At 61.1% G+C, this 21,713-nt stretch carries 10 protein-coding genes; 9 read left to right on the top strand and 1 reads right to left on the bottom strand.

All coding sequences use genetic code 11. From position 1 onward, the window contains the following. The first annotated feature begins 3 nt into the window (after positions 1-3). The 9 genes from GNK13_RS19390 (at position 4) to GNK13_RS19350 (ending at position 16,459) form a co-directional block, all read left to right on the top strand. Entirely contained in the window at positions 4-387 is a 384-nt protein-coding gene (locus tag GNK13_RS19390) for a GxxExxY protein (RefSeq protein WP_164104216.1), read from the top strand. Between the two features lie 84 nt (positions 388-471). After that, positions 472-4,443, top strand: a complete 3,972-nt coding sequence (pglX, locus tag GNK13_RS19385; protein WP_164104215.1) for a BREX-2 system adenine-specific DNA-methyltransferase PglX — start codon at positions 472-474, stop codon at positions 4,441-4,443. Positions 4,444-4,962: 519 nt separating this feature from the next. Continuing rightward, a complete protein-coding gene (locus GNK13_RS19380; RefSeq protein ID WP_164104214.1) occupies positions 4,963-5,457 on the top strand; it encodes a hypothetical protein in 495 nt (164 codons plus the stop codon). 212 nt (positions 5,458-5,669) lie between these two features. Continuing rightward, on the top strand, positions 5,670-5,867 hold the full coding sequence (locus tag GNK13_RS19375) for a hypothetical protein (protein WP_164104213.1): 198 nt from the start codon (positions 5,670-5,672) through the stop codon (positions 5,865-5,867). Positions 5,868-6,044: 177 nt separating this feature from the next. Continuing rightward, entirely contained in the window at positions 6,045-9,758 is a 3,714-nt protein-coding gene (locus tag GNK13_RS19370; RefSeq protein WP_164104212.1) for a phage resistance protein, read from the top strand. Positions 9,759-9,760: 2 nt separating this feature from the next. Further along, positions 9,761-12,499 (top strand): BREX-2 system phosphatase PglZ, encoded by a 2,739-nt coding sequence (gene pglZ / locus GNK13_RS19365; protein WP_164104211.1) that lies wholly within the window; start codon positions 9,761-9,763, stop codon positions 12,497-12,499. 115 nt (positions 12,500-12,614) lie between these two features. Continuing rightward, on the top strand, positions 12,615-13,934 hold the full coding sequence (brxD, locus tag GNK13_RS19360) for a BREX system ATP-binding protein BrxD (RefSeq protein ID WP_164104210.1): 1,320 nt from the start codon (positions 12,615-12,617) through the stop codon (positions 13,932-13,934). Then, complete coding sequence (locus GNK13_RS19355) at positions 13,931-16,033, top strand: DEAD/DEAH box helicase (protein ID WP_164104209.1); 2,103 nt, start codon at positions 13,931-13,933, stop codon at positions 16,031-16,033. Before brxD ends, GNK13_RS19355 begins: the two co-directional genes overlap by 4 nt. 108 nt (positions 16,034-16,141) lie before the next feature. Next, positions 16,142-16,459, top strand: coding sequence for a hypothetical protein (locus GNK13_RS19350; RefSeq protein WP_164104208.1), 318 nt, complete (start codon positions 16,142-16,144; stop codon positions 16,457-16,459). Positions 16,460-16,538: 79 nt separating this feature from the next. Here the strand turns inward: GNK13_RS19350 and GNK13_RS19345 are convergent, their stop codons facing one another. Then, on the bottom strand, positions 16,539-21,641 hold the full coding sequence (locus GNK13_RS19345; protein WP_164104207.1) for a DUF4011 domain-containing protein: 5,103 nt from the start codon (positions 21,639-21,641) through the stop codon (positions 16,539-16,541). Positions 21,642-21,713: the final 72 nt, after the last annotated feature.

The following is a 21,713-nucleotide window of genomic DNA, read 5'->3' as shown; positions in this document are numbered from 1 at the left end:
GCCATGACCGAGAACGACCTAGCACGAACCACCGTCGACACGGCGTACCAGATCCATCGCCAGCTCGGACCAGGACTGTTGGAATCCGTATACCAGGCGGTGATGGTGCATGAGCTGCGTAAACGCGGACTTCAGGTGGAGGCGGAGGTCCCTGTTCCCGTAGTGTGGGACGACACAAAACTGGAGGTTGGCTTCCGAATTGATGTGTTCGTGGAACGCCGCTTGGTCGTGGAATTGAAGTCCATCGAGAAAATCGCTCCGGTTCATAAGAAGGTGCTGCTGACTTACCTGCGACTGACGAACAGCCGACTAGGGTTACTGATCAATTTCGGCGAGGAGCTGATGAAAGACGGCCTCTCGCGTGTAGTAAATGGTTTAAACGAGTAAGACCTCACGCAAAGGCGCAAAGACGCCAAGAACCTCGAATACCCCGACTTTGCGAGCTTTGCGCCTTTGCGTGAGACATCGATCATGATAAATCGCCAACAACTGCTGAAAGATTTACAGGCCCTACTGCGTCGTCTCGAAGCTGACCTGCGCGAGCGGCATGACGAGATGCCGGAGGTACGTGAGGCTCTCGAAGCCGAGTTCAATAAGGCGAAGGAGCAGGAGCGTACGGCGCTCAGTTACGAAAACTGGCTCTCGGACTACGCAACTCAGATCGCCGCGGCCTGGGTGCTTTCCTGCGTTTTTGCTCGCTTCTTGGAAGACAACGAGCTGGTCGATCCACCGCGGCTGGCCGGTCCAGGCGAGCGGCTGAAGCGGGCTCGGGACGAGCATGAGTTGTACTTCCGCTCGGCGCCGACGGAGACGGACCGGGAGTACCTGCTGCATGTGTTTGGCGAATTGGCCAAGCTGAAGGGCGGCGAGGAGATTTTTGGGCGGCACAACCTCATTCACCAGCAGCCGACGTGGCTCAGTGGTGACGCAGCGGGCGATCTACTGAAATTTTTTCAGAAGATCGACGCCAACAGCGGCCAGCTCGTCCACGACTTCACCGATCCCGAATGGGACACGCGGTTCCTGGGCGACCTCTACCAGGACCTCTCCGAAGCGGCACGCAAAAAGTACGCGCTGCTGCAGACGCCGGAATTCGTGGAGGAATTCATCCTCGATCGGACGCTCGATCCGGCCCTGGATGAATTCGGTCTGGAGCCTCACGCAAAGGCGCAAAGGCGCGAAGAGGAAGACGGCGGCAGATCTTCCTTGGCGAGCTTAGCGTCTTTGCGTGAGAATCGCTTCCGCATGATTGATCCTGCGTGCGGATCCGGCCACTTCCTGCTCGGCGCTTTCCCACGCATCCTCGACCGTTGGCAGCGTCAGGAGCCGGGGACGGGAGTACGCGAGCTAGTCCAGCGGACGCTCGATTCGATCCACGGCGTCGATGTGAACCCGTATGCCATTGCGATCACGCGGTTCCGGTTGCTGCTCGCAGCACTGCGAGCCTGCGGCATCACTCGGCTGAAGGACGCGCCCGCCTTTCGGATGCATCTCGCTTGCGGCGATTCACTTTATCACGGGCGGGAATCGCAACTGCAGTTCGAAGACATCAGCGATGAGGCGCACTACTTCGCGACCGAAGATGCCGACGAACTGCGCCGCATCCTGCGGGAGGGCACCTTTCACTGCGTCGTGGCGAATCCGCCCTACATCACGCCGAAGGATCGCGCGGCGAATCAAGCCTACCGGAGGTTGTATCCCGATTCTTGCCACATGAAGTATTCGTTGGCCGTCCCGTTCATGGAGCGGTTGTTTCGGCTGGCGGTGAAGAGTGGTCAGTTCTCAGGTGGTGGTCATCAGTCGTCAGTTGTCAGTCATCAGTCAAAGGGCACTGACAACTGTCAACTGACTACTGACAACTCCCGCGCAGCGGGCTACGTCGGTCAGATCACAGCCAACAGCTTCATGAAACGCGAGTTCGGAAAGAAGCTAATCGAGTCGTTTTTCCCGACGATGAACCTCACGCACGTAATCGACACCAGCGGGGCATACATCCCGGGCCACGGCACGCCGACAGTGATTCTATTCGGTCAGAACCGTAAGCCGGTGAATGGCACGATCCGTACGGTGATGGGGATTCGCGGGGAACCAAGCACGCCGGACGATCCGGCGCAAGGACGCGTGTGGTCGGCAATTATCGAGCAGATCGATCAGCCACGATCTCAGAGCGAATTCGTGAGTGTCGGCGACTCGGAGCGGGAGTTATTCCACAAGCATCCGTGGTCCATTGGCGGGGGCGGTGCCGCGGAATTGAAGGAAGAGCTTGAATCATCAGCGGCATCCACAGTCGCGACGCATTCAATATGCATTGGATTCGGCGCAATTTTGGGTGAAGACGAGGCATTTTCTGGCCCGGGTAATTCTCCACGCATAAGGCAACTTCCCTCAAGTCGCCGGCGATCAATAGTTGAAGGCGAGCAAGTTCGCGACTGGTCTCTTGGCTGGCAGTTCAACGCGTTGTTTCCCTACGACCAAAACATTGTACTATGCGATCGGAGCGAGATTGAGCGTTGGCTCTGGCCTGTACGGAGTGTGCTCTGGCAGAGAAACGACTTCAGCAAGCAATCGTACCGACAGTGCGGGCGCCCATACTGGGAATATCACCAGATCCCCATCGACCGCAATCAGACGCCCCTGTCGATCGTGTTTGGCGAGGTGGCGACTCATAATCATTTTGTGCTCGACCGGGGTGGGAAGGTATTCAAGCAGACGGCTCCGGTGATCAAGCTGCCTCGCGAGGCGAGCGAGGACGACCACCTGGCCCTCCTCGGCCTCCTCAACAGCTCCACCGCCTGCTTCTGGATGAAGCAGGTGTGCCACAACAAGGGCAGTACGGTCGATCAACATGGTGCGAGACAGCGAACAAGTCCCTTTGAGGACTTTTTCGCATACAACGCCACGAAGCTGAAGCAATTGCCGCTTCCCGCTGCCCGACCGCTGGAGCTGACCCGGGATCTCGACTCGCTATCCCAGCGGCTCGCTACGTTTGCGCCCGATCAGGTGCTCACGCAAAGGCGCAAAGGCGCAAAGGAAGGGGGCTCTGACCTTGGCGTCTTGGCGCCTTTGCGTGAGGCCCTCACCACCGCCCACGACGCCTGGACCCAAACCCGCGGCGAGATGATCCGCCTCCAAGAAGACCTCGATTGGCAGTGCTACCAGCTCTACGGACTACTCAACGAAGAACTGGTGAGCGGTGAGTTATCAGTTGTCAGTGATCAGTCGTCAGGAAATGGCGTTCAAGAAACTGATAACTGTCAACTGACGACTGACAACTCCCTTCCCATCGACCTCGGCCAGCGCGCCTTTGAAATCGTCCTCGCCCGAAAGAATGTCCAAACCACTTGGTTCGACCGCCACGGCAGCACTCCCATCACCGAACTCCCCGCCCACTGGCCCGACGACTACCGACAACTCGTCGAGCGGCGGATCGAGGCAATCGAAAAGAACCCGCAGATCGCCCTAATCGAACAGCCCGAATACAAACGCCGCTGGAATACCGAGCCCTGGGAGTCGCAGGTCGAGCGGGCGCTCCGCGAGTGGTTGCTCGATCGGCTAGAGGCTTACTTCGACTTCGATGGCCGGATGTCGGAGGGGCTCACGCAAAGGCGCGAAGGCGCAAAGGAGGAGGACGGTCGGGAATCACTTGGCGCCTTTGCACCTTTGCGTGAGATCCGAATCGTCTCCACCGCCAACCTGGCCGACGTGGCCTCAAAAGACGCTGCGTTTATGGAAGCGGCGGAAGTGTATCGCGACGACCCCGCGTTCGACGTTCACCGCTTGGTCGAAGAACTCGTCGCTGCCGAGAGCGTGCCGCTACTTCCCGTGCTGCGGTACAAGCCGTCGGGGCTGCGGAAGCGGGCCGAGTGGGAGCGGACGTGGGAGCTGCAGCGGGAGGAAGACGAGCTCACGCAAAGGCGCAAAGGCGCAAAGGAGGGAGAAGAACGAGAGACTCTTGGCGCCTTGGCGCCTTTGCGTGAGATCCCGGTTCCTCCCAAGTACACCAGCGGCGACTTCATCTCCACTGGCGGTGCTCGCTACTGGGCTCTCCGCGGCAAGCTGGACGTGCCCAAGGAGCGGTGGATCAGCTTTCCGCACTGCGAGGGCGAAGACGGCTCGCTGCCGATCGCCTGGGCCGGCTACGACCACCTCCAGCAGGCGCTGGCGATCGGCCAGTACTTCCAGCACATCAAGGATGAAGTCGGCGGAGCCGGCGATCCCCGCCTCGAGCCGCTGCTCGCCGGCCTCCTCGAGCTGATCCCCTGGCTCAAGCAGTGGCACAACGAGCCCAGCGCCGAATACGGAGGCACCCGCATGGGCGACTACTTCGAAGGTTTTGTACAGGACGAAGCGAGGCAGCTAGGCAAGACCGTCGACGAGATCCGGGCGTGGCAACCACCCAAGAAAACGTCCCGCGGCCGTGGTCGCCGGAGGGCCGCGACGTGAGCATTGGTTGTTGCCAGTTGTCAGTGGAGCGGTGAGTGACTGCGGGGTGGATCGGACCTCACGCAAAGGCGCAAAGCTCGCAAAGGGCAGATCCCGGTTCTTGGCGCCTTTGCGTGAGTCGATCCGGCTGCCGAAGGGTAAACAGGTGCAGGACGAGCTGATGGCCACCAAAACGAAACAAGGCGGCGAGGCACCCCCGCCGCGTGGATCTGGTCCGACGATTTACACGGCGACACTGCAGCCACAATCCAGCGGTGGCGGTGTCGTTCGCGGTCGAGAAATCAGCGAAGCGGATGCTGTGACCGGACGACGACACGGGCGTGATGTGGTCGTCTGTGGCCCGAACCCTCGAGATAATCGAGAGCTAGCGAAACAAATCGAAACACAAGCAAACGGCCGATGGAAGCGATGCCCGCCGCACTTCAACGCGGGCCCCGACGCGCTGCCCCATTACCAGCCTGATCCGCGACCTCCCGCGGGTCACTGCTTTTATGAAACCGATCACCGCAAGGCGAAGCCATGAAGTTCTTCACCCCCAAAATTTACCTCGGTTTCAACTCGGACGATCCGGACGAAGCGGACAAGGCCGACCGGCAATGGGAAAAGGCCCTCGGGTCTTACCGAAAGCACCTCACCGAGATCGGTTCCCAACTTCCGGCGTCGGTCCGCGAATTGGCTGAGACACTCGATTTGCACGATGCAGACTACCTCGGCCTTTCCCTGCCGCACATCCCGGAAAGCGAGGGGCCGCTGGCGATGTTGGCGATGCGCCGCGACGCCACCATGACCCTGCTGCTCTACTTCTTGGCGGAGGAGCCACTGATCCAACCGGTAAAAGAATCGTGGCCATTCTCCCATGAGCGGGTGCACTGGCTCTACGACGAATTCAGTGTCGCCCCCGGAGGAATCCCGCAGCACGAAGTCCTGCTGAGCAGCGGACGCATCATCACCCTGCGATTTCACGATCTGCAGATAATCAAGCACGAAATCCACCACCGATCGGCCGTGGCTTGATGTGTCGTCAGCTTGTCACAGCGACGCAATCAGCGTCAGCTCTCCCCGCACGCGACGCACGTTCCGCGACACGCCACGTCGAATTTAACAAAACTTAGCCAGTGGCTCCTCGTCGAAGCTGACGCAGGGGCTCGCCGCGCAAGTCGTAGCGACACCACAAGTTGCAGCGAAAGCGATCTTAGCGGCGTCCTAACAAACGCGTAGACAACCAGATGACTAAACAACACCCGCAGGACCACGAGGAAATCAGCAATCGCTTGAAGGACGTCGACCGCGTGAACGCCGCTCTCAAACGAGCAGCTCGAGATGCAGTCCAAGAGCACGCCCGCGAAGGCAGGAAAATCGTCGTCTGGCGCGACGGCCGCATCGTGTGGGAAGACGCCACCATCGAAGAAGCCCCTAAGCAGTAATGAAGCTGTCAACGACCACAGTGCGCGGCAGCCGGAAGGCCTCACGCAAAGACGCAAAGGCGCCAAGAACTTGAAATCTCCCCTTTGCGAGCTTTGCGCCTTTGCGTGAGCCCCAATCCACCACACGCCACCAGCCGCCCCCCTGACAACTGACGACTGAAAACCGACAACTCGCCCATGACCCTCCTCAAAGACCTCATCGACATCCCCGAGCACATCCAGCGCGGCGACTTTGTGCTGCGGCTCTCCGAGGGGGTGACGCGTGCCGATCAGACGGTCAAGAACTACGTCGCCACGCCGGAGCTCGTAAAGTGCTTTGACGATGCGCTGTCGTTCGTCCGCAGCGCGCTGGTCTCGAACACCAGCAAGGCGTCCTACCTGCACGGCAGCTTCGGTAGCGGTAAAAGCCACTTCATGGCCGTCCTGCACCTGATCCTGCAGGGCAACACCGCCGCCCGCAGCATCACCGAGCTGGCCGGCGTGATCGACAAGCACAACGAGTGGACGCAGGGCGAGCACAAGAAATTCCTGATGGTGCCGTACCACATGCTCGGCTCCACGACGATGGAATCGGGCATTCTGGGCGGCTACGTCGACTTCATTCGCCGAACTCACCCGAACGCGCCCATCCCGGCCGTCTACCTCAGCGAAGGCTTATTCCGCGATGCTCACTCGCTGCGCCAGCAAATCGGCGACGCAGCGTTCTTCACCGGACTGAACGAGGGTGAAGGAGGCGGCGACGGCGGCTGGGGGGAATTCGAAGCCGAGTGGGACGCGCGGCGGTTTGATGAGGCAATCGCGGCACCGCCCGGCGACGACGAGCGTCTGCAGCTGATCAGCCGACTGCTGAGCACCTACTTCAAGCAGTACCACGCGGTCTCTTCCGGCAGCGGCGAAGCCTACGTCTCGCTCGACCACGGGCTGTCGGTGATCAGCAAACATGCGGCGTCGCTCGGCTACGACTGTCTGATCCTGTTTCTCGACGAGCTGATCCTCTGGCTCGCCAGCCGTGCGGCCGACGTCAAATTCGTGCACCAAGAAGTGCAAAAGCTAGCCAAGCTGGTCGAGGCCCAAACGGCTGATCGCCCGACGCCGATCGTCAGCTTTGTTGCCCGCCAGCGCGACTTGCGCGAACTGGTCGGCAATAAAATTCCGGGGATGGAGAAGCACAACTTCGCCGATGCCCTGGGATACCAGGAAGGTCGCTTCCACACGATCACGCTTGAAGATCGCAATCTGCCCGCGATTGCCGAGCGGCGGGTGCTTTGTCCCCGCGATAACGCAGCTCGCAATGAGATCAGTGCGGCATTTGAGCGGGTCACCAAAGTCCGTGACTCGGTGCTCACCACGCTGCTGACCAGCGAGGGCGACCGGCAGATGTTCCGCCAGGTCTACCCGTTCAGCCCGGCGCTGGTGCAGACCCTGATCGCGCTCTCCAGCATGCTCCAGCGGGAGCGGACGGCGCTCAAGGCGATGGCCCAGTTGCTGGTCGAGCAGCGAGAGACGCTTCAGCTGGGCGACATCGTGCCGGTGGGTGATCTGTTCGATGTGATCGCGCACGGTGACGAAGCCTTCAGCCCCGAGATGGCAAGCCACTTTGAAAACGCACGGCGGCTCTACCACCAAAAACTGCTGCCCCAGCTGGAACGCACGCACGGACGAGTCGAAGAACTGGAGAAGCTGCCGTTTGACGATCCGAAGCGGGTCGCGTTCCGCAACGACGACCGGCTGATCAAGACGCTCCTGCTCTCCGCGCTGGCGCCAGACGTCGAGGCCCTGCGCGGATTGAACGCCGAGCGGCTGGCGGCGCTCAACCATGGAACGATCAAGACGCCGATCCCGGGACGCGAAGGGGCGGAAGTGCTGCGGCGCTGCAAACAGTGGGCGGCCGATGTCGGCGAGATTCGCCTCGGCGAAGAAGCCAACCCGACGATCACCGTCCAGTTGTCCGGCGTCGACACGGGCAGCATCATCGAGCAGGCAGGCCGAGAAAACAACATCGGCAATCGCATCCGCCGCACGCGGCAGATGATCTTCGAACAGCTCGGGATCGCCGACAGCGACGAGTTCTTCCTCCATCACGAATTCACCTGGCGGCACACGCGGCGGACCTGCGAGGTGCTGTTCCGCAACATGCGTGAGCTGCCGCTCTCGTCACTCGAGGCGGAAGACGAATGGAAGCTCGTGATCGACTTTCCGTTCGACGAGAGTGGGCACGGACCGCGGGACGACGTCAGCAAGGTTCAAGAGTTTCTCGACGCACATCCCGAAGGCACAAAGACCCTCGTCTGGATTCCCGCCTTTCTCAGTACCGATGCCGAGAGGGATCTGGGAATGCTGGTGATCCTGGAACACATCCTCACGGGCGAGCGGTTTGGCGGCTACGCTTCGCACCTCTCGCCCCAGGACCGGCAGACAGCCAAGTCGCTGCTCGATAACCAGCGCAGCGTCCTGCGGCAGCGCGTGCAAAGCCATCTCGAGGCAGCATACGGGCTCGACCAAGTGCTCACCGGATCGCTCGACACGGTGCATGACCTCGAGCTCTCCGAACGTTTCCAGTCGCTCCTGCCTGGCTTCAAGCCGCAGCCTCCGGTCGCCGCCAATCTCCGTGGGGCGATGGAAAGCCTGCTCGACCAGGCACTGGCGCATGAGTTCCCTGCCCACCCCTACTTCGAGGCCGACGTCAAAACGACGAACCTCCGCAAGGTCTATGAGGTGGTCAGCGAGGCAACCCAGAGCGAGGACGGGCGCGTCCTGGTGGACAAACCATTGCGGCCGCTGCTACGGCAAATCGCTGGTCCGTTGATGCTGGGCGAAATGGGTTACGACGCCACCCACTTTGTGCTCGGGCACCATTGGCGGAACCATTTCATGCGGAAAACGGCCGAAACCGGCAGCGAGATGTCCGTGGAGAAACTGCGAGAGTGGATCGATCAGCCCAAGCCGATGGGCTTGCCGCGAGAGGCGGAGAACCTGGTGATCCTGATCTTCGCCGAGCAGACTAACCAGTCCTTCTACCTGCATGGTGGGATCTACGATCAGGCCAAGCTGACCGATCTGCCCGAAAGAGCCGTGCTACGTGAAGAGCAACTGCCCGACAAGCCGGACTGGGACGCGGCAGTGGCACGGTCGGCGAAAATCTTCGGCATGGCTCCCTCGCCGCTGCTGAAAGCCGCCAACGTCTCGGCACTCACCTCGAAGATTAAGGAGGCAGCCGGCACTTCACGCCGCGCCTGCCAGATGCTCTGCAGTCGTCTTCGGGAGCGACTCGAGTGGGCGGGCGTCAATCCGGACTCGGCCGATCGGCTCCAGACGGCTACGGCCACTCTGACGCTCGCCGATGCACTTGGCTCGGCCGAAGCGGGCTCCGTGGTGGAGATTTTGGCGAAGGCAGAGGTGGCGACTTCGCTGGAAGCGATGGGCAGCTGCTATGGCAATGCCAGTGAACAAGCCGAGCGGCTCGATGCCACCGACTGGGAGATTCTGGATGCGATCCGAAAGCTGCAGGATGAACGGCAGCAGGCGGCGGAGAAAATCATCGCCGAAGTCGCTGAAGCCCTTCGAAGCGACGAGCACGTCCTGGCGCTAGGCCCGGCGCTGAAGTCCGCTCAATCGCGTGCCGTCCGCCTGTTGGCTAAGGCGCCCGCCGGCGCTGCGCCGCCGCCAACTCCACCAGCAGGCCCTGGGGAACCGCGAACTCCCCGAATGCTTCCCCCCGTTCCCCCGCAACCTGCGCCACCGCAGCCGGGGCGACGTGTGGTGGAGCAGGACACCCGACAGGATCTGGGGCTGAGCGAAGCGAACGCGTTGCTGACGGAACTGGATCAGAAAGCGACAGCAGGGCGAACCGTCCGCGTTAGCGTCAGCTGGCGGATTGAGGAGGAGGCGTAAACATGGCCGTGGCTGCCCCCTCGTTCCACGAGATCAAGGCCCAGGTGAGGGCGATCCGTCAGGCACTGGAGCGCTCGGACCGCACCGATGACGCGCAGGTAGTCGGAATCCACACGAACGGTCGCTGGGCCGGTGACGCGGAGCGGACCGACGGCGACGAGCGGTACTGGATCGTCCAGTGCGATTCGCCGCTCGCGATGCGGCTGGCTCTGCAGGAGACCCGGCCCGACGTCACGACTAAGGTGCTGCTGACACAGTTGTCGGACACGGACCTGGAGATGGATGTCCTGCTGCGGCTGGCCAAACGCCGACTGTTCACCATCGACGCTTGGCAGATCGTCCAGAGCCTATTTCAGGCGCGATCCCTCGATCCGCGGATTGCCCGGCACGCTTGGATGGCTGAAAAGCTGCTCGACTCGATGCCGGCCGAGGGTTACCCGCCGTCGCCCAGCGGGTTTCTCGATGCCGAGACGGTGTGGCAGATTTTGCTGGAGCGAGAACTGGGGCTCAGTGCTGACCAGCCCGACCTCGCCGCGCTGCTCGCTTGGTCGGTCCACGGCGAAAACGTCGACCGCTGGCGAGCGACATCGACGGAGTTCCGAAAGGCTGCCATCGACTGGATCAGCCAAACGGCCGGCCCGGCCGCGACAGCCATTCTCACGATGCTCACTCGGTCGGAAAAAGCCGACGCGGTAGCGATCGGTTTGGCATTGGGAGTGGTGTTCCACAAGAGTGCGAAAGGGAAGCTCGACAAACCGGCCGTACGTCTCGAAGAGCGTTATCTGGGCGGTCAGTCGCTCGAGGAAAACGTCATCAGCCGCTGGCATTCCACCGCCAGTGAGGTCGTCACCGTTCACTTCGGATCGCGTCCCAAGCTGCGGTATTCGTTGCTGGAACGCTGCGACGAGATCCTGGCCGACGTGGAGGCGGATCAATTCGCCTGGCTCAGCCGAACTTCACCGCGTGGATTCAACCTGCGAATGGCCCGCTACGGAAAGGCTCTGCGGCAAACGCTGAAGAGCAGCCCCGTGGTCGTCTCGGAGCACTTGGTGGAACTGAAGGAGGCCATCTCCGACCACGACTTGGCTCGCGACGAAAATCACCGGCGGCGGTTGGAACGGGTCGAGATGTCCCTGCGATTGGTGCGGTGGTTGATGCACGTGAGCCGTAGCGGACCGCCTGAGCATGCGTCGCTGGCTGAGGCAGCGGAGTGGCACTTGGCCGAGGGCTCGTTCGTCGATTGGGCGCGGCTAACCCTGCGCAGCGGCGACCTGGAGCGGGACCTTTCGAAAGCCTACGGCGAGCTGATCGCCGCGGCGAACAAGCTGCGCGAGCCTCAGGCACGGCGGTTCGCCGAACTTGCACGCGACTGGACGGCAGCCGGTTCGACCGGCGGTGGCGTGATCCCTGTCGAGCGGGTGCTGGAGCAATTGGTCGGCCCACTGGCGGCTGATTTTCCGGTGCTGCTGATGGTTCTCGATGGCATGAGCGGGGCAGTCTGCCGCGAGTTGCTCAGCAGTATCACTCGCAGCAACGACTGGACGGTGCTGTGTAAGACCGATGCGGCGACGCTCCAGCCAGCGCTGGCGACGATCCCTTCGGTTACCAAGGTTTCTCGCACGAGCCTCCTCACCGGCCAGTTGCAGCAGGGGGACCAGGCGGCTGAGCAGAAAGGGTTCGCCCAGCACCCGGCGCTGGTGAAACAGTGTGGACGCACTAAGCCGCCGGTCCTGTTTCACAAGGTCGACCTCGCCGACGCCGACGGCCCGGACGCGGTTGACGATCTGCGAGATGAGATTGCGTCGACTGGTCGGAAGGTGGTCGGGGTGGTCATCAACGCGATCGATGACACATTGGCGAAAGGGGATCAGCTGGATATCCGCTGGAGCCGAGACCAAATCAAGATCCTGCCAATGCTGTTGCACGAAGCGCATACGGCGGGGCGGCTGGTGATCTTCGTCAGCGACCACGGGCATGTGCTGGAACATCGCACCGAGTACCGCTCCCACAACCTTGATGCACCTCAGAACAGCGGCGAGCGTTGGCGTCCGAACGATGGACAGCCGCAAGAAGGTGAGCTGCTGGTTAGCGGCAGTCGGGTGATGCTGGCCGACGACCAGCAAGTAATCGTCCCCTGGAGCGAGACGATTCGCTACACCCGCGGCAAGAGCAACGGCTACCACGGGGGACTCTCGCCTCAGGAGATGATCGCTCCGATCGCTGTGCTCTCGCCAAGCGAGAAGGTTCCCGAGGGCTGGGCACTGGCTCCGCTCGACACGCCGGCGTGGTGGGACGACGCGGTTGCTGAGATGGCCACGGTGGAGAGTGCCGAACCGGCCGAGTTGCCGGAACCCACCAAGCCGGGGCTGCTATTCGATCTGGAGCCGGCCGAGAACACCGCCATGCCGGCCGCTTCCACCGCGAAAGCTCAGCCGCAGTGGATCGAGTCGCTGCTGGCGTCGCCGGTTCTAGAGCAGCAAAAACAGCTCGCCGGCCGCATCAAGCCGACAGACGAGCAGATCAGCAGTTTGCTGGCCGCACTCGAATCTGCCGGTGGAAAACTCACCACCACCGCATTGGCTCGACGGCTCGAGCTGCCACCGGTGCGCTTGCCCGGCTTCCTGGCCATGATGCAACGTATGCTCAACATCGAGGGCTACGCCGTCCTCACCCGTGATGACGCGTCCGACACGGTCGAGTTAAACCAAGACCTGCTCCGCCGACAGTTCGAGCTCGAATAGAAAGCGTTGTTCCTCCTCCACTCCTGTCCATGTCCTTTGCGTCTTTGCGCCTTTGCGTGAGGCCCTCCTCCACGAAATCACGATCGCGACAGTAAAGCCCGGAGATTCCGCCTTAATGACCATCAGCCCCCAGCGCCGCCAAGAGATCATCGACGCGCTCCGTCGCGGCACGGTGCCGCAAAGCAGCCTCGATGCCTTTGCGGTCGGACTGGGCCGTTTTGAAGATGCTCTGGAGGCTGAGCTACAGAACGTGAAAGCGGGCAGCAGCGTGTTCAAGGCCGTGCGCGGCGAGTACGGATGCGGCAAAACGTTCTTCGCACGCTGGCTGGCCGATCGGGCCAGAAAGAATGGATTCGCCTCCTCCGAGGTGCAGATCTCCGAAACCGAAACACCGCTGCATCGGCTCGAGACCGTCTACCGCCGACTGATCGAGCGGCTGGCGACCGCGGACACGCCACAGGGAGCGCTGCGGAACATCCTCGACAGCTGGTTCTACACACTTGAGGAAGACGCACTCGCGGAAGGGCAGGTGGATCCGAATGACGGTGAGGCCCTGCTTGCCCGCACCGACGAACTGCTTGAGCAGAGGCTCGGGCGAGTTACGAGCACGGCGCCGATGTTCAGCGCGGCGCTGCGCGGCTACCGCCGGGCGCAAGCTGAAAACGACATGGCAACCGCCGAGGGTATTGTTGCCTGGCTAGCTGGCCAACCGAACGTCGCCGCCAGCGCCAAGCGCTACGCCGGAGTGAAGGGGGACATCGACCACTTCGGGGCGTTGAACTTCCTCCAGGGCCTACTGATCGTCCTCCGCGACTGTGGTCACCCAGGGCTGTTGGTCGTGCTGGACGAGGTGGAAACACTCCAGCGGGTTCGCAGCGACGTGCGGGACAAGGGCCTCAATGCGCTGCGGCAACTGATCGATGAAGTCGACTCCGGCCGCTTTCCCGGGCTCTACCTCGTCGTCACCGGCACGCCCGCCTTCTTCGAGGGACCCCAGGGAATCCAGCGGCTCGAGCCACTTGCCCAGCGGCTGCACGTCGACTTCCAGACCGATACCCGCTTCGACAATCCGCGTGCGCCGCAGATCCGTCTCCCTGGCTTCGACCTCGAACGCCTCTGCCGCGTCGGAGAGAAGGTGCGGGACATCTACAGCGCTCACAGTAATTCTGCCGAGCGAATCGGCGAGCTCTGTGACGACTGCTACATCCGCGATTTGGCTGAAGCGGTCACTGGCCGGCTAGGCGGTAAAGTCGGCATCGCCCCCCGGATCTTCCTCAAAAAGCTAGTCGCCGACGTCCTAGACCGCATCGACCTGCACCCCGACTTCCGGCCTCGCGAAGATTACGCCCTGACCGTCAGCGAGAGCGAGCTGAGCGCAGTGGAACGCCACGCGGCCGGAGCCACCGACGTCGACGAGATTGAATTGGAACTGTGAGCGCGTTCGACCAGCTGCATCCCGCCCTCCAGTACCAGATCGTCAACAGTCTGGGCTGGCGTGAGCTGAGACCGTTTCAGGAGGCGGTGATCCCGCAGGTCCTCAGCGGTCAGCACATCATCATCCTGGCGCCGACGGCGGGTGGGAAGACCGAAGCGGCGATGTTTCCCACCATCTCTCGGATGCTCTCCGAGGGTTGGTCAGGCTTGAGCGTCCTCTACATCTGCCCGATCAAGGCGCTGCTCAACAACCTCGACGTCCGGCTGCAGCATTACTGCACGCTACTCGGCCGACGCTCCGGCCTCTGGCACGGCGACGTGAAGCAGTCCGCCCGCCGACGCATTCTGCAAGAGCCGCCGGACTGTCTCCTGACGACCCCCGAGTCGCTGGAGGTGATGCTGATCTCGAAGAATGTCGACGCCCGCGGTCTGTTCAGCAATCTGCAGGTCGTGATCATCGACGAGATCCATGCGTTTGCTGGCGACGACCGAGGCTGGCACCTGCTCTCGGTCCTGGAACGGATCTCCCGGCTAGCGGACCGTGAGCCCCAGCGCATCGGGTTATCGGCAACCGTGGGCAATCCGGAGGCGCTGGTCGATTGGCTGGCCGGCTCCTGCCAGCGAGAGCGGAGCGTCTATCTGCCGCCGGAGTCGGGCGGCGGCGAAGCGGACGTGCGGCTCGACTACGTGGGATCGCTTCAGAACGCCGCGACTGTGATCTCCCGTCTTCACCGGGGTGAGAAGCGGCTGGTGTTCGTCGACAGCCGCTCACGAGCCGAGCAGCTGGGCACGGAGCTGCGGCAGCTCGACGTCACCACTTTCGTGACCCACAGTTCGCTCAGCCAAGAGCAGCGGCACCAGGCCGAGGAAGCCTTCGCCTCGCGTGAAGACTGCGTGATCGTCGCCACCAGCGTCTTGGAGCTCGGCGTCGATGTCGGCAACCTCGACCGGGTGATCCAAATTGACTCGCCCCCGAGCGTCTCCAGCTTTTTGCAGCGGATGGGTCGCACCGGACGACGGGCCGGCACCGAGCGAAACTGCCTCTTTCTCGCCACCAAGGAGGCCACCCTTCTGCAAGCGGCCGCGCTAGTCGATCTCTGGGCCGACGGCTATGTCGAACCAGTCCAGCCGCCGCCGGCGCCCTACCACATCCTCGCCCAACAGCTGATGGCCTTGGCCCTGCAGGAAGGCGGCATTGGGCGACGAGACTGGTTCGATTGGATCCGCGGCGTCCCAGGGTTCGCCGAGATGCCGCCGGAGACGATCGAAGAGATCGTCGACTGGATGCTCGAGCAGGAAATTCTCTGGGATGACGCCGGCATCCTCTGGCTCGGTCGAGAGGGCGAAAGCGCCTTCGGCCGCAAAAACTTCCTCGAGCTCTTTTCGGTTTTCACCTCGCCGCCCCTGTTCTCGATCCTGCACGGGCGGAGGGAGCTCGGCTACGTCGACCAGATGAGCTTTCTCACCAAACAGGACGGCCCCCGCGTGCTGCTCCTCGGCGGCCGGCCGTGGCAGGTGAACCACATCGACTGGCAGCGCCGGATCGCCTACGTCGAACCCTCCGACGCCAAGGGCCGCTCCCGCTGGCACGGGGAAGGGCAGGGGATCAGCGCCGCACTCACCCAATCCATCCGCCGCGTCCTGGCCAGCGACGACACCCGCCCCTACTGGTCCCGCCGAGCTGCCGAACAGATCCAGCAGGCCCGCCTGGATTACCCCTGGCTCGATGTAGGAAGCACCGTCGTCCTCCAAACCACCGACAGCCTAACCTGGTGGACCTTCGCCGGCTCCGCCGCCAACGCCACCCTAGCCAACGAGCTAGCCCAACGCCTCCAAACCCATATCCCCCACGACAGCTTCAAGCTCACTCTCCCCGCCGACATTCAACCGACCGCTCTCAACCAAGCGCTCGCCCAACTCAGAGACCTCGACCCCCGTGACATGCAACCCCAGATCGACGAAAGAGCTATCGAGGGTCTAAAGTTCGCGCGATGCCTGCCGTATCTCCTTGCGCTGAACCTCTTGCGCCGGCGCGTTGCAGAGGGCCCTTCGGCGCAGAATGTTTTGGTGCAACCCATGCGTTTCGCGACCGCACATTGAATTGAATTAACCCGACCGGCTCGCTCTCGTCACGGAGCGCTGCTCGCTTCCGAAACCCACCGACAGGCAACGTAGAAAACTCTTTCTGATTTATAGGAGATCGCGACGATGGTTGATCTGAAGGATTTAATGTCTCAAGAAGAACTCGAACAGATCGGCGTGGCCGCGATGTCGCCTGACCAGCAGCAGGCGATTTGGAAATGGGGCATCAGGATGTATTCGCTGGGACAGCACGTGGTTTCCGAAATCGCAGAGCTGAAGTACGAAGGACGTCTCATCATTCTCACTGACGGGTCGCGTTGGGAAGTCGACGAACTCGACGCGTCAACTGCCGAGTTCTGGAGTGAGCTCGATCGTGTCGTCGTTATCGACGGCGAAATGTATCGTCTTGAGGATGCTGAGCGTGTCGACGTAACCGAGGAGTGACGCACGGCAGCCGGCTGTTCCAGCTTGCCTGCGCAGTTTTTCGCAAGGCCCCTTCGGAGTCGCGACACAAAAGCATGCTTTATGGCTGGAGCTCTGCTGTGAGCTCAGCTACCGTACCGCACGCGGCTTCTATCGCGCGTCTCAGACGGTTCTCTTCATGGCGTTGGTTCAGGTACCAATCGGTCGACCAGATTCGGTGCAGATTCCATCCTCGCGAGCGAATGATCTCCTCGCGCAGCCGATCACGGTCTCGTGCGGAACGGGAGGAGTGGTACGCTGCGCCATCGCACTCGATTCCGATCAGAAACTCGCCCGGCGAGCTGCGGGACCGTACCCCGATGTCGATAAAGAAGCCGGCGACCCCTACTTGCGGCACTGCTTCGAGTCCCATCGATTCCACCACTCGGCACACTGCAGATTCAAACGGCGAATCACAGTCTCGACCGCTGAGATCGCCGCGATCGACGAGCTTCCCGGTGACGGAAAACTCGAGAAAATCCTTATAGGCGTTCACGCCTTGGCTCTTCTCCGGCCCGCCTACCACATCTGAAGACAGCAGAGACGAAAAGACCTCCATTCGTTTTCGAGACCGCGTCACCAAAACGTTCAGTCGCCTCCACCCCGTACTGCTATTGATCGGACCGAACCGTTGCATAACGCGGCCACTCTGAGGATCCGGCCCGTACGTGTAGGAGATGAAAATCACGTCGCGTTCATCGCCCTGCAGGTTTTCGAGGTTCTTGATGAACAGCTGCTCATGCCCCGAATTCAGTCTCTCGAGGGCTGCCCGGGCACGGGAGTCTGATGCGCATTGGCGGTCCAGCAGGTCTTGAATAGCGTCCGCCTGGGCCTTGTTGAACGTGCCCACCCCCAAGGTTTCTCCGGAGTCGCGTTTCGCATGCTCCAGGATCGCGGCTACAACCGCCTCGGCTTCTTTGAGATTGACTCCCGACGAAAAGAAGGCATTGTCTACGAAATGGTGCTTCACGCCGCTCATACCGCCGTTTGCGCTTGGCGAAGGGAAGATGACAAGGTCCTCGTCGTAAAAGCGGGAATTGGAGAACGATATGAGGCCCTCGTGGGAGCTGCGGTAGTGCCACCGGAGCCTACGGAACGGCTGGAAGACCTTCATCGCTACCTCCAGAATTGACTCCGCGTTGTCGAACTGGGTCGAGTCATCGTCGTCAACCTCTTCCCCAATACGGTCAAAAAAGGACGTTGGGGGTAGCTGTTTGGGGTCTCCGACCACCACCAGCTGATGGGCTCGAAGTATGGTCCCCAATGCATCCTCTGGCTTGATCTGCGATGCTTCGTCCATGATCACCAGATCGAACTCGAGTGTGCCGGCGGGAATGGCCTGTGCCACCGACAGTGGACTCATCATGAAGCACGGCTTTAGTGCCTGAACTGATGCTCCTGCACGAACCATCAGGTCGCGGATACGACAGTGGCGTTTCTGCTTTTGCACCTCGTGCTTGATGAGGGCTAGCTCTGTGAACTCACCGACACGCCCGCGGTTATTGCCGGCGGGCGGCTGGCGTCTGGATGCGCGATACGCAACCTCTTCGCACGCGAGGTTACGCAGTTCAACGTCAAGTTGTTGGTATCGCTCGCGAGCCGTTTCCAAACGCTGGCGAGCGAAGCCCTGAAGCTCTGGACAAGAGTCGATTGCCTCGTCGGCCAAGCGTTCTAGTAGCGTCAGCTCAAAGGTGGCCGCCAGTTTGCCAGGAGCAACCCGCGAATCGATTGCCGCGGCAGTGAAATGGGCGAGGCCGAGCCGCTCGCATTGCGTGAGTGTTCGACTCAACGCAGCCCAGGCCGGAAGCTCATAAAGTGAGGAGAGCAGTCGTTCTAGCTGCTCACGAAGTTCGCCCGTGGCGACCGCCGACGCCTTAACACGAAGCCATTCGTCCGCAACCTGCCCTTGCTGGCCTAGGATGCCCCGGGCTTCGTCCCATTCGGCTAAAGCAGTTCTGACAGCCCACGCCGCTCCCACAACGAATCTGCAAGATTCGACAGGATTACTTTCCAGAATGTGGCGAATCGCCTGATCTGAAAGCCCACTGGCCTCAGAGGCATCGAACCAGTCGATGTCAGTGCGGCCCTGATCTGGATCACCTAGCAAAGCAGAGTGCATCTCCGCCGATAGGGGCGGCCAGTTTGCAGATTCGAAGACTCTGTCTCGGATCTCGCCCCACCGAGCGATCGCATTCGATGTTTCACTAATTTCGCTCAGGCGTGTGGATTCCTTGCTGGAAAATAGCTGAGAGGCAGACTCAAGTCGCGATATGGCTGACTCCGTCTCCTCCAGTCGCAGCTTCAGGTTCTCAAGCGGCAAGTCCTCCCATCGCTCTGTGCCGATCCCGATCAGCTTCGATGCAGACTCGCTCGCGAACTGTTCTGAGACAGCGGTTAGCAGCTCCTTTGTTTTGGCGGGGCTCACACCGATAGCGTTTGAGTATCTCGCGTCGAGGAGCATGTTCGCTCGCTCGTAGTCCAGCCCGTGTTTTTTCGCGGTATGCACCCAGTCGAAGAGAGTCCGCAAGCTGTCCCACGCCGTGTCGATACCCTGAAATGCCGATCCGAATGTTTCGATCAGCTCCGGAGCCTCGCGGAATTTCCGCTTCTCCTCTTCGATAGACTCCAGGCTCTCGACAGCGTTCACCCACTGTTCCGGCGACCGCTTGCAGTCGACACGTGCAAAACGGCGAATCTGTGCCATCGCAGTGCGGTACTCACGGCGAAACACCCGTAGCACTGAATGCACATGCGGTCGCAGCGCCGACACGATCTCCAGCAAAGCATCTCGATCTGGGACGCTCGGCATATGAAATACTTCACTCAGATCTGCCTCACGCTTGGCCAGTTTATCCGCCGTTGCGTGGGCGTCCCGGAAGGTCTTTTTGGCCGCTTCTAGAAAGAGCTGTGGAGTCACCGTTCCCGGCTGGTGCACGCAGGGGTGGAGTACGAGCTGCAGCACCGTTCTCGCTCGCTTGTACTCATTAATCGTTCGGGCCGGCCCCAGCCCGGCTTTCTCCATGGCCTCAGCTGCTTCTTTTAGTTGCTCTAGGTAGGTGAGAGTCGTGCGATGCCAAACTCGCCGTTCCCTTAGCTCAGCCAGCGTGACCTCTTTGGGAAAATGCTGACAGCGATCGGAGACGGTCGCCTGAAGTCCAGCGAGTTGATCGGCAGCATTCTTGGGCTCGACGAGCAGCGTGGCATTTAGCTGCTCCGTTAGTTGCTGGTAGCCACCGATATCATTCAGCAAGGCTGTGCCTTGTTTGCGACACTCAGGGATCTGCAGGTCAGCGATCTGCTCACGGCTCCGGGATGGTGGAGCTTCGGCAATTCGCTCGAAAATCGCGAGATCGATCCGCGATAGCTCCTCAAGCCAAAACAAGCTGTCACCGCCCAACTTCGAGGCGAGCTCCTCTGCAGTTCCCGAAAACGCATCGAGCGTTTTCACCATTGCTCGGAGTGCAGATTCGACGGGGTCGCAGTTGTTGGGATTCAGCGAGGACGGGAAGAAGCCCCACCACGGGCTCTCGCGGGGAGAGGGAAACTCCCCCAGGGCCGCAGCAAATGACTCGAGTTCCTGGGACGCGCGCAGAAACTGGCGCATATCCAAAGACGTGTCCAGCTCTGCCTCACGCAGCGAGACTAGGCCCTGGGAACGCATCTCCACAAGCTGCCAGAACACCTCGTAGAGCGGGCGACGCCTTGGCCCGATGGGCGTTTCTGTTGCCGTCAGATACGAATCGATTTCTTCCTGCTGCAGGGTCAGCTCTGACCGCAATTCGCTCATTTCTTTCGGCATCCGAGCCTTTCGCTCGAGCCTCGACCGAAGGGACTCGAATACGAGCCGTGGAGTGGATGCATCGCTGTGAAGCTTGAGGCAGAAGTCGTCAAGACCGAGTTTGGCGAGCCGGCCAGCAACCACCTCGAGTGCAGCGAGCTTCTCCGAGACAAAGAGCACCGTTTTACCGTGTGAGATGGCGTTCGCGATCGCATTGGTGATGGTTTGCGATTTGCCTGTTCCTGGAGGTCCCTCGATAACAAGAGTACGGCCGTCATGGATGTCACAAAGGGCGGAGTGCTGAGAGCTGTCAGCATCAAGTGGCAGAGCGATATCGCCTGCTGAAGCATGATTGTGGAGGTCATAATCGGCAGCGTAGAGCGCTGATGCAGCTTCGGTATTTGCGCCGCCAATCAACTGTCCCGATAGGGAACTCTCCGACAACGCGTTACCGCTCTTCCAATTTTCCGGGGCAAGGTCGCTGTACATCGACAGCTTGTGGAATGAAAAGAATCCCAGAAGGGCCTCGCGGCAAATTCCCCACCCGCGTTTGGACTTGGTGATACGCTGGACCTCACGGAAGTAGTCTTCTGGTGACTGGTCTGGAGAATACTCGTCGAGTGCAATTCCGTAGTTCTTCTCGAGCAACTTGATCAGGCACAGATTCGAAGCGACGTCCTCCTCATTCCAAACAACCGTGGACTTCTGCTGTCCGATTCTGCGGTCGAGGACCGATTCGATGCGTACAGGAATGAGGATCAGGGGCGCCAGCTTTGACGTGGACGAGCTGTCAGCTTCGGTCCAGCGGAGAAACCCTAGGGCCAGATGTAGATAGTTGATTCCGGTTTCTTCGATCGCATTACGAGATTCGCGATGCATGTAGCGGAGGGTGGATCGAAGCCGAGCCGCGGATAGGTTTGTTTGCAGCCGGTGGGCGGGACCCGCGATCTCACCGCCGCGATCGCTGGAGGGACCAGGCAACTCAACCGGAAAAAGTTGCCGGCGAATTGCACGGTCTTTCTTGTCGCGTGGAGTGCCGGTTGGCTCATCTTCTGACGCCACTCGTTTTGAATGCTTGTGTTCAAATCTGCCGGCGGCCGTCCGCAGTGCATCCTCGCCAACTGACGTGTGAGCTGCGTTCACGTCGGTAATAGTGACGAGGTTTCCCTCGTCCTCCTCGTCTTCCTCTTCTTCCACCAGCGGCTCGGGTTGATAGCCCTTCTGCTCCGTGACCAGACGCTCGTAGAGACGGTCCGGCAGTATGTCGACGATCTGCACTGTCCGGCGGACACTCTTCCGGTAGTTCAGCAGTGGGTTGCGCAGGCTCAAATCCAGCAAGCGCTCGCGGAAACGCTCAAGTTCCTTCGGTAGATGGAGCGATGTCATGCGGGTATCAGCCGATTCCAGAGGTGGGGGGGTACGCAGGTGTAGTATAGGTGGCTATCGTGCTTCCGCTAC

Origin of the sequence: Candidatus Laterigemmans baculatus (assembly GCF_010367455.1) — a bacterium.
Taxonomy (GTDB): Bacteria; Planctomycetota; Planctomycetia; order Pirellulales; family Pirellulaceae; genus Laterigemmans; species Laterigemmans baculatus.
This window is presented reverse-complemented; position numbering and strand designations above follow the sequence as displayed.

What these genes read in the sequence shown, in the direction of transcription:
- GNK13_RS19390 (WP_164104216.1), top strand. Translation starts at nt 4, where the DNA reads ATGACCGAGAACGACCTAGCACGAACCACCGTCGACACGGCGTACCAG.
- pglX (WP_164104215.1), top strand. Translation starts at nt 472, where the DNA reads ATGATAAATCGCCAACAACTGCTGAAAGATTTACAGGCCCTACTGCGT.
- GNK13_RS19380 (WP_164104214.1), top strand. Translation starts at nt 4,963, where the DNA reads ATGAAGTTCTTCACCCCCAAAATTTACCTCGGTTTCAACTCGGACGAT.
- GNK13_RS19375 (WP_164104213.1), top strand. Translation starts at nt 5,670, where the DNA reads ATGACTAAACAACACCCGCAGGACCACGAGGAAATCAGCAATCGCTTG.
- GNK13_RS19370 (WP_164104212.1), top strand. Translation starts at nt 6,045, where the DNA reads ATGACCCTCCTCAAAGACCTCATCGACATCCCCGAGCACATCCAGCGC.
- pglZ (WP_164104211.1), top strand. Translation starts at nt 9,761, where the DNA reads ATGGCCGTGGCTGCCCCCTCGTTCCACGAGATCAAGGCCCAGGTGAGG.
- brxD (WP_164104210.1), top strand. Translation starts at nt 12,615, where the DNA reads ATGACCATCAGCCCCCAGCGCCGCCAAGAGATCATCGACGCGCTCCGT.
- GNK13_RS19350 (WP_164104208.1), top strand. Translation starts at nt 16,142, where the DNA reads ATGGTTGATCTGAAGGATTTAATGTCTCAAGAAGAACTCGAACAGATC.
- GNK13_RS19345 (WP_164104207.1), bottom strand. Translation starts at nt 21,641, where the DNA reads ATGACATCGCTCCATCTACCGAAGGAACTTGAGCGTTTCCGCGAGCGC.